Consider the following 8,164-nt stretch of genomic DNA (forward strand, 5'->3'; position numbering starts at 1 on the left):
ACTAAGAATGAGTGGGCATGAGATAAGAGAACTTTTTCTAACATTTTTTGAAGGTAAGGGGCATACGAGGGTAAAAAGTGCTTCGTTAATACCAGAGTCGGACCCAACCTTGCTTTTTACTAATGCGGGCATGGTTCCCTTTAAAAATGTATTCCTTGGGTTGGAAAAAAGGCCCTATTCAAGGGCTGTGTCCTGTCAGAAGTGCCTTAGGGTTTCTGGAAAGCACAACGACTTGGAAAGTGTAGGATACACCTCAAGGCATCACACCTTTTTTGAAATGCTTGGTAACTTCTCCTTTGGTGATTACTTCAAAAGGGAAGCCATACTCTTTGCTTGGGAGTTTGTTACTGAGTGGCTAAAAATTCCAAAAGAGAGAATATATGTAAGCGTGTATAGAGAAGACGAAGAGGCTTACAGAATATGGAACGAAGAGGTAGGACTATCTACGGATAGGATTTGGAGGCTCGGAGAAGAGGACAACTTCTGGCAGATGGGAGATACAGGACCTTGTGGTCCTTCTTCAGAAATATACGTGGATAGAGGAGAAGAAGCAGGAGAAGAAAGGTTTTTGGAGGTTTGGAACCTTGTTTTTATGCAATACAACAGGGACCAAAAGGGCAATCTAACTCCACTTCCCAATCCAAGCATAGACACAGGTATGGGTCTTGAGAGGATCGCAAGCGTCCTGCAAAACACAAAAACAAACTTTGAAATAGACCTTATAAGACCAATAGTAAGCTTTGGGGAGGAAATAAGCGGGAAAGCTTACGGAGAGAATTATGAGCATACGGTAGCCTTAAGGGTAATAGCGGACCACCTTAGAGCCTTAACCTTTGCCATATCTGATGGAGTTTTTCCGTCCAACACCGGCAGAGGATACGTCTTAAGGAGGATCCTAAGGCGAGCTCTAAGGTTCGGCTACAAGCTGGGCATACTGGAGCCTTTCCTACACAAGGGAGTGGATGTGGTGGTAGATGTTATGAAGTCAGCCTATCCCGAGCTTGTTCAAACTAAAAACTTTGTCAAAGGAGTAATAAAGGCAGAAGAGGAGAGATTCATAAACACCTTCAAAAACGCCATGCCGTTGGTAGAAGAGTTTGTAAGCAGAGCTTTGGAAGAGGGCAGAAGCTTTTTGAAAGGTGAAGAGGTATTTAAACTTTACGATACCTACGGCTTTCCCTTGGACCTGTTGGAGGAAATAGCAAAAGAAAACAACCTTAGCCTTGATATGGAAGGTTTTGAGCAGGAAATGACAGTTCAAAGAGAAAGGGCAAGGCAAAGCTTTAAGATAGAAACCAAGGAAGTAAAACCTATATACCAGCATCTAAAGAACATAGGAAGGGTTTCCACCTTTGTGGGCTACGAAACCACAACGAGCCAGTCAAGGATAATAGCCATAGTGAAGGACGGGGAGCTTGTATCCGAACTAAAGGAAGGGGAAAGTGGGGAGGTGTTTATAGACATCACACCTTTTTATGCAGAAAGGGGAGGACAGGTAGGAGATACGGGGACCATAGAGAGCACCGAGGGTGTTTTTGTGGTGGAAGACACCCAATCTCCCGTAGAAGGTGTGATAACTCACATTGGTAAGTTGGTAAAGGGGAGGTTGGCGGTAGGAGACCAGGTGGTTGCAATAGTGGAGAACGAAAGGAGGGAAGACATAAAGAGAAATCACACTGCCACCCATCTGCTACACGCAGCCCTTAGGTTAGTTTTGGGAGACCATGTAAGACAGGCAGGTTCTTTGGTAGCAGACAAGTATCTACGCTTTGACTTTACTCACTTTCAACCGCTCACTCTGGAAGAGATAAAGAAGGTAGAGGAGCTGGTAAATGAGCAGATAAGAAAAGACGAGCCTGTGATGACGGAAGAGAAGGACTACAGAGAAGCTATAAAGGAAGGTGCTATAGCTATTTTTGAGGAGAAGTATGGCGATAGGGTTAGAGTGCTGAGCGTGGGAGACTTTTCCAAAGAGCTGTGCGGTGGAACCCATGTCTCGAGAACTGGAGAGATAGGATACTTCAAGATAGTTTCGGAGTCTTCCATAGGTGCTGGTTTGAGGCGTATTTTAGCAAAAACTGGCAGATGGGCTGTGGAGGAGTCTTTCAGAGACTCCCAGATGCTTGGACAGATCGCTATAAGTTTGGGTGTGGCAAAGGAAGACGTGGGAGATGCGGTAGAGAGGATAAAGGAAAAGATAAAGGACTTGGAAAGAGAAATTCAGAGGTTAAAGTCCGAATTAGCAAGGACGCAGGCAAGGGACAGAATAAAAGAAGAGAGCATTGGTTCATACACTCTCTTTTACGGTCTATTGGATGAGGTGGATGGGGAATTTTTGAGAGAGCTTTCGGACCAGCTAAGACAAAACAGGCAAAGAGTTATTGTCTTTTTGGCAAGTAGGAAGGAAGGAAAGCTATCTACCGTTTTAGCTTTATCCAAAGATATGGTCGGTAAGCTTTCCGCAAAGGAGCTTGTAAAGGAAGTGGGAAGTCTGCTTGGTGGTGGCGGAGGAGGAAGGGAAGACATAGCTCAGGGCGGTGGCACAAAGCCGGAAAACTTTGAAAAGGCGGTAAAACTCCTGAAGGAGAAGTTGGAATGAAGATCCTTATTATGGAAAAGAATTTGCTTTTAGCCAGCAAGATAAAGAACTCCTTAGCAGGATTGGATGTTAGAGTAGGAGAGGAGAAAGGAGGGAGCAAAGTTATAGCTTACTGTGGTCACAAAAGAACGGACCTAATCCAAAAGGCAAAGGAAAACGGCGCAGACCTTGTTGTCCCAAACAGTAAGATCGTAGATGCAAGAAGTCTGATTGAAGGTTAATTTACTATGCCCAAGCATAGAAAAGGTAAAGTAAAGTTAGAACATCATCTTTTAGAAGGTTTAGAGGAATATGTGCAGAGATTATCTGATTTAGCATCAGTTCAGTCCATAATCCCTGGCAGGATATCAAGACAGAACAAAGGAAGAGGCTCAAAGGGTCTCTTTTTGAAATACGAAACCCCGGTTGGTTATAAACTTCTATACAAAAACGGCACTTCCGTGCAAGAGGTTTTCTTAGTTTGCTCGGACAAACAAAAATGTTTAGAAGAACTTAGAGAAGTTTTCAATCTTTAAACTTTCCTTCAAAGGTTCTTACGTAGTCCAAAAGCTCCTTTTTCCCGTCAAAAAATATAGCTACATACTGGGCAAGCCGTTCTCCAAGTCTTCTGCAGGCTTCTTGCTCTTCTTCTGTTCTTGGCTCACCAGCCACCACCGCTCCGTAGTGAAGGGTAAATTTTTTACCAACATAATCAGTTACTCCAAAGACTAAAAAGCCAAAGTTCATAAGCACTGTAAGTATGGACATACAGGCTATTTCATTTCCACCGCCCCAGCCACCGGCAGAGGAAAAGGCGCAGGCAATTTTGCCGTCTATCTCTCCCCAGAGCTCTCCCAAAACATCGTCAAAGAACCTTTTTAGTTTCCAAGAGATAACTCCCATGTTTGTAGGAGAACCAACCGCAAGTCCATCAGCCCAAAGCACGTCTTCTTTTGTGGCATCATCTACCTTTTTAACTCTTACCTCCGTTCCCTCCACCCTTTTTGCACCTTCTGCTACAAGAAAGGCCATCTTTTCTGTGTTTCCAGTTCTTGAATCGTATATTACTAACACTCTCCCCATAGCTCTCCTCCTATACTACTTTTCCAAATTCTTCAAACTTAAACCTGTACGCACGGGGTAGCAGTGTCTTGTTTGGATCTTTGTAGCCAATGGCTATTATCATGATGGGCTCTTGGTGTTCTTTGAGTTCCAGAAATTCTCTTAGTTTAACCTCGTTGTATCCTTCCATAGGATGGGTTTCCAACCCATACGCCCTCGCAGTTATCATAAGATTCATAGCAAAAAGAGCAGCATCCCTTACCGCTTTTTTCTTTGCCCTCTGGGGATCGCTCCACCCTATATGTATGGTCTCTTTTAACTGCTCCTTTGCAGAAGCCTGAATGTATCCGAGCTCTATCCAACTGTCCAAAACCCTATCCACGTTATCAAAACCCGCTCTTGTGTTGGCTATTATGACCACATTGGCACTTGCGTCTTCTACTTTTTGCTGGTTGTAGCATATCTCTTTAAGCTTTTTCTTTTTTTCTTTATCTATAACCACAACTACCTGCCAGGGTTGAAGATTGTATCCAGAGGGTGCGGTGGTGGAAACTTCTAAGATCTCTATTAACTTCAAACAATCTTTCATAGCCTCTCCTCCAAGCTTTAATTATAACCAACCGATGATTAAACTCATTTTGGTATTTTTAAATAAAGCTTAAAATAATCACCATGGCTAAAGTAAAGATTAACAAGAAAGTGTTTGAGATTCCACCCGGAGTTAGGTTTGGAGAACTGCATCACGAGATAGAAAAAGCGGGTGTAGAGTTTGGATGCACTGACGGTCAGTGTGGCGTGTGTGTGTGTACGGTAAAAAAAGGTTTAGACTGCCTGGCAGAGCCATCGGAGGCAGAAGAGGAAACCCTTTGGCGTATTGGGGAATACGAAGAAACCAGAAGGCTAACCTGTCAGCTGATCATAGAAAAGGACGACTGCGAGATAGAATTGGAAACTGATTAAACGGAGAGGGCGGGATTCGAACCCGCGGTAGGGCTATTAACCCTACAACTCCTTAGCAAGGAGCCGCCTTCGGCCACTCGGCCACCTCTCCTAACAAAAATAATTATAACCTCAATCTCCCAAGTGTAAAGCAAAGGAACCAATTCCTCCTTTCTCATTGCGTTTCCCTCTTGGCAAGCTTGATGAAGCTCGTTTATAAGCTCCAGCTCATCTTCGTGCAATGCGTTCATTATCACATTGGAAACCATAGAAAAAAGATGACAAAGCTCACGTTTTGATAAAATCTTTGGTGTTATGGGAAAAATCTTCATAGTAGGTCTTGGTAGGATGGGACATGGGATAGGGAGGAGGCTTGTTAGGTTCGGACACAAGGTCGGTGGCTTTGATGTAAATCAGAAGAGTAGGGAAGAGGCAAGTGGGTATTTCTCAGTTTTTGATAGTTTGTCCTACGTGAAAGAGTTCTTTGAGGGAAGAAAGGTGGTTTGGCTTATGGTTCCTCATAGTGTGGTAGATGAAGTAATAAAGGAAATCGTGCCATACCTTGGCAGAGAAGACATTCTAATAGACGGTGGAAACTCTTACTACAGAGATTCACAAAAAAGGTATGAAGAGCTAAAAAGTAGAGGGATTTACTTTTTGGACGTGGGAGTAAGCGGGGGAGTGTATGGAGAGGAGCTGGGATACTGTCTTATGGTGGGAGGGGACAAAGAGGCTTTTGATTTTGTAGAGCCTATAATAAAAGACCTTTCTTACGAAGGAAAAGGTTATGCCTACCTTGGTCCTTCTGGAGCGGGACACTTTGCCAAGATGGTTCATAACGGCATAGAATATGCCATAATGGAGGCTATAGGGGAAGGGTTTGAGTTGCTAAAAGAGAGTGGTTTTAACTACGATTTAAAGGAAGTGGCAAGAATTTACAACACAGGAAGCGTGATAAGATCTTGGCTTATGGAACTTGTCCAAAAGTCCTTTGAAGAATTTGGGGAGCTTGAAAACATAAAGCCCTATGTGGAAGATACGGGGGAAGGTAGATGGACCACCTTAGAGGCGGTGGATTTTGGAGTGCCCGTGCCAGCTATAGCCCTTTCACTTTTCATGCGCTTCAGGTCCAGACAAGAAAACTCCTTTAGGGACAGACTTTTGGCTGTTTTAAGATATCAGTTTGGAAGACACAGCATAAAGAAGGATGAATAGACCTAAGGCAATATTCATCTTAGGTGGCACTGGGGACCTGGCAAAGAAAAAACTTCTGCCCGCACTTGCAAAAATCAGAAAAAACAGAGAGGACTTAAAGGTAGTTTATTCGTTGGCGCGTTCCAAAAATGAGGAGTGGGAAACTATAGCCTGTAGCTTAGACCCAGACTTTAGAACTCTTTGCAACTTCATTCCCTTTGATGTCTTAAAGTGGGAAGATTACTTAAGATTGGGTCAGGTTTTGGAGGGGCTTAGGGGATACGAGTTAATATTTTATTTGTCCCTTTCACCCTTTCTCTACGAACAAACCATAATAAACCTTGGAAGACTGCTAAGAAACTTTTCCAATCCTAGAAAGCTGGTGGTAGAAAAGCCCTTTGGTTTTGATCTAAGCTCTGCCCAAAAGTTAAACAACCTTCTTTACAGATACTTCATAGAAGAGGAAATATACAGAATAGACCACTTTTTGGGAAAGGACACTGTTCAGAACATCTTCTCCCTTAGGTTTTCTAACACCATATTTGAGGGGGTATGGAACAAAAACTTTATTGACCATGTGCAGATAGTGGCAATAGAGGATGTGGGTGTGGAAAACAGAATAGACTTCTACGACAAAGTGGGAGCGGTAAGGGATATGTTGCAAAACCACATTTTGCAAATGCTTGCCTTTACTGCGATGGAACCTCCCTGTCTTATGGCTCCCCAGTTTATAAGGGACGAAAAGGTTAAAGTTTTGAGAAGTTTAAACATCTCTGAGTTTGTCAAAGGACAGTACGAAGGATATCCCAAGGAAAGCTCCCGCACGGAGACTTTCGTGGCAGTAAAGGCTTACGTTGAAAACCTAAGGTGGCAGGGCGTGCCTTTTTATTTTATGACCGGAAAAAAGCTTGGTAAAAAGCTAACTCAAATTACAGTGGTGTTTAAAGAAATTCCAAAAAGTTTTATTTCCCTGCTGGACTGCATGCCAAAGCAAAATCGCATAACCTTTCAGGTAGCACCAAAGAACAGCCTGAGCATAGCCTTTGAACTGAGACCACCTACGGGTAGGTTTATAGCGTGTCCAATAGAAACCATTATGGAATACAACCTGGAAGAATCCTTAGGACAACCCTTACCAGAGGCTTACGAGACCTTACTTGAAGACATATTAGATTCGGACCAAAGCCTTTTCATAAGGGCGGACGAGATAGAGGTAATGTGGGAGAAAGTGGAACCTTTGCTTTTAGAAGAGGAGGTGGAGGTCTATAAAGAAGATACTATCCCCGAAGGTGCTATAAAACTTATGGAAAAGGACAACAGAAGCTGGATTTTGTAGATGGAGAAAAGATTACTTCGGCTATTCCTTAGGCTTTCTAATGTTTTTCTCAGAAGAAAGGACCGCATAAGCGTTGCACTGGCAGGGGGTAAAACACCTATGGAATTTTACAAGCTTCTTTCAAACCAAAACTTGCCTTGGGAAAAGTTATCTTTTTTTCTGACGGACGAAAGGTTTGTTCCACTGGACTCTGACAAAAGCAACTACAAAAACATAAAAGAAAACTTGGGAGAAAAGGCTAAGCTCTATCCGGTGGATACAAGCCTTCCAATAGATAGGGCTTGCTTAGAGTATTCAGAGCTTTTGCCAGAAAGTTTGGACGTAGCCCTTTTGGGAGTTGGAGAAGACGGACATACTGCCTCTTTGTTTCCAAAAGTAGATTGTAAGAAAATTACAGAAAAGGTATGCATTTCTTCAGCGCCCGATGGAACAAAAAGAGTTTCTCTGAGCTACGAATACTTAAACCTTTCCTGCGTGGTGATCTTTGCTTTAAAAGGTCCAACAAAGATACAAGCTTACCAAAAGCTTTTGAGAGGGGATGACATACCAGCAAGCAAAGTAAAAGGTAGGAAAAAAACCTTTGTAATCTTTGAGCCATAAAAGTTTTTCAGACAGGACGCGCTGTACCTTGCTTGCGTTATAATACTATTAGTTGTCTGTGGGTCCAAAAGGGGCCCATGTCAAATTGACAACTGAATAGGGTGCGTCTTCCTTAGGGGAGGTATTCCTCTACTTCACAACACCGCTTTCTTTTTATTGAGTCTCAAAGTTTTTAAGTTTATGCTTTTATGCAAAAACATAAAGTCATAATTATGTAATTGCATAAAGTCATAATTATGCACAGTTGCTCAAAGCGTTGGGAGACAAGGATTTAAATTTGACAATAACACACTCAACTTTGCACGACCGCCAATTTCCGGAAAAATACCTTCATTTGCGAGGGGTACCCCCTTGACAAAATTGTTGATATGTCTTATTTTGATTGATGTAAGGATTTGAGGTTCCTAATGAACCGTGTGGAGTTGAAAGTTAGAAGTTGAGCTTTGCTAAGCCTG

General features: G+C 42.8%; 9 protein-coding genes and 1 tRNA gene. 7 read left to right on the forward strand and 3 right to left on the reverse strand.

The features are described from left to right. Positions 1-7: 7 nt before the first annotated feature. The 3 genes from alaS to V7P40_RS03125 are packed head-to-tail and all read left to right on the forward strand — an operon-like array spanning position 8 to position 3,114. A complete protein-coding gene (alaS, locus tag V7P40_RS03115; RefSeq protein ID WP_333784513.1) occupies positions 8-2,599 on the forward strand; it encodes an alanine--tRNA ligase in 2,592 nt (863 codons plus the stop codon). Continuing rightward, a complete protein-coding gene (locus tag V7P40_RS03120; protein WP_333784514.1) occupies positions 2,596-2,820 on the forward strand; it encodes a hypothetical protein in 225 nt (74 codons plus the stop codon). The genes alaS and V7P40_RS03120 overlap by 4 nt, the downstream gene beginning before the upstream one ends. 6 nt (positions 2,821-2,826) lie before the next feature. Beyond that, the gene (locus V7P40_RS03125; protein ID WP_333784515.1) at positions 2,827-3,114 is read left to right on the forward strand and encodes a DUF2103 domain-containing protein; all 288 of its coding nucleotides are present in this window, start codon (positions 2,827-2,829) and stop codon (positions 3,112-3,114) included. On the opposite strand, the gene V7P40_RS03130 is transcribed toward V7P40_RS03125, so the two are convergent. After that, positions 3,104-3,661: a flavodoxin family protein gene (locus tag V7P40_RS03130; RefSeq protein ID WP_333784516.1), complete on the reverse strand. Its 558-nt coding sequence runs from the start codon at positions 3,659-3,661 to the stop codon at positions 3,104-3,106. The two genes, V7P40_RS03125 and V7P40_RS03130, sit on opposite strands and share 11 nt — an antisense overlap. 10 nt (positions 3,662-3,671) lie before the next feature. Further along, a complete protein-coding gene (locus V7P40_RS03135; protein ID WP_333784517.1) occupies positions 3,672-4,229 on the reverse strand; it encodes a nitroreductase family protein in 558 nt (185 codons plus the stop codon). 83 nt (positions 4,230-4,312) lie between these two features. Between V7P40_RS03135 and V7P40_RS03140 the strand changes: the two genes are divergently transcribed. Continuing rightward, on the forward strand, positions 4,313-4,600 hold the full coding sequence (locus V7P40_RS03140; RefSeq protein ID WP_333784518.1) for a 2Fe-2S iron-sulfur cluster-binding protein: 288 nt from the start codon (positions 4,313-4,315) through the stop codon (positions 4,598-4,600). Position 4,601: 1 nt separating this feature from the next. On the opposite strand, the gene V7P40_RS03145 is transcribed toward V7P40_RS03140, so the two are convergent. After that, a tRNA-Ser gene (locus V7P40_RS03145) sits at positions 4,602-4,691 on the reverse strand. Positions 4,692-4,894: 203 nt separating this feature from the next. Between V7P40_RS03145 and gnd the strand changes: the two genes are divergently transcribed. From gnd to pgl, 3 genes are read left to right on the forward strand one after another with little or no spacing between them, the layout of a single operon-like run. After that, entirely contained in the window at positions 4,895-5,794 is a 900-nt protein-coding gene (gene gnd, locus V7P40_RS03150; RefSeq protein WP_333784519.1) for a phosphogluconate dehydrogenase (NAD(+)-dependent, decarboxylating), read from the forward strand. Next, positions 5,787-7,109, forward strand: a complete 1,323-nt coding sequence (locus tag V7P40_RS03155) for a glucose-6-phosphate dehydrogenase (protein WP_333784520.1) — start codon at positions 5,787-5,789, stop codon at positions 7,107-7,109. The genes gnd and V7P40_RS03155 overlap by 8 nt, the downstream gene beginning before the upstream one ends. Continuing rightward, a complete protein-coding gene (gene pgl, locus V7P40_RS03160; protein WP_333784521.1) occupies positions 7,110-7,709 on the forward strand; it encodes a 6-phosphogluconolactonase in 600 nt (199 codons plus the stop codon). Positions 7,710-8,164: the final 455 nt, after the last annotated feature.

Source organism: Thermocrinis sp., assembly GCF_036781485.1.
Lineage (GTDB): Bacteria > Aquificota > Aquificia > Aquificales > Aquificaceae > Thermocrinis.

What these genes read in the sequence shown, in the direction of transcription:
- alaS (WP_333784513.1), top strand. Translation starts at nt 8, where the DNA reads ATGAGTGGGCATGAGATAAGAGAACTTTTTCTAACATTTTTTGAAGGT.
- V7P40_RS03120 (WP_333784514.1), top strand. Translation starts at nt 2,596, where the DNA reads ATGAAGATCCTTATTATGGAAAAGAATTTGCTTTTAGCCAGCAAGATA.
- V7P40_RS03125 (WP_333784515.1), top strand. Translation starts at nt 2,827, where the DNA reads ATGCCCAAGCATAGAAAAGGTAAAGTAAAGTTAGAACATCATCTTTTA.
- V7P40_RS03130 (WP_333784516.1), bottom strand. Translation starts at nt 3,661, where the DNA reads ATGGGGAGAGTGTTAGTAATATACGATTCAAGAACTGGAAACACAGAA.
- V7P40_RS03135 (WP_333784517.1), bottom strand. Translation starts at nt 4,229, where the DNA reads ATGAAAGATTGTTTGAAGTTAATAGAGATCTTAGAAGTTTCCACCACC.
- V7P40_RS03140 (WP_333784518.1), top strand. Translation starts at nt 4,313, where the DNA reads ATGGCTAAAGTAAAGATTAACAAGAAAGTGTTTGAGATTCCACCCGGA.
- gnd (WP_333784519.1), top strand. Translation starts at nt 4,895, where the DNA reads ATGGGAAAAATCTTCATAGTAGGTCTTGGTAGGATGGGACATGGGATA.
- V7P40_RS03155 (WP_333784520.1), top strand. Translation starts at nt 5,787, where the DNA reads ATGAATAGACCTAAGGCAATATTCATCTTAGGTGGCACTGGGGACCTG.
- pgl (WP_333784521.1), top strand. Translation starts at nt 7,110, where the DNA reads ATGGAGAAAAGATTACTTCGGCTATTCCTTAGGCTTTCTAATGTTTTT.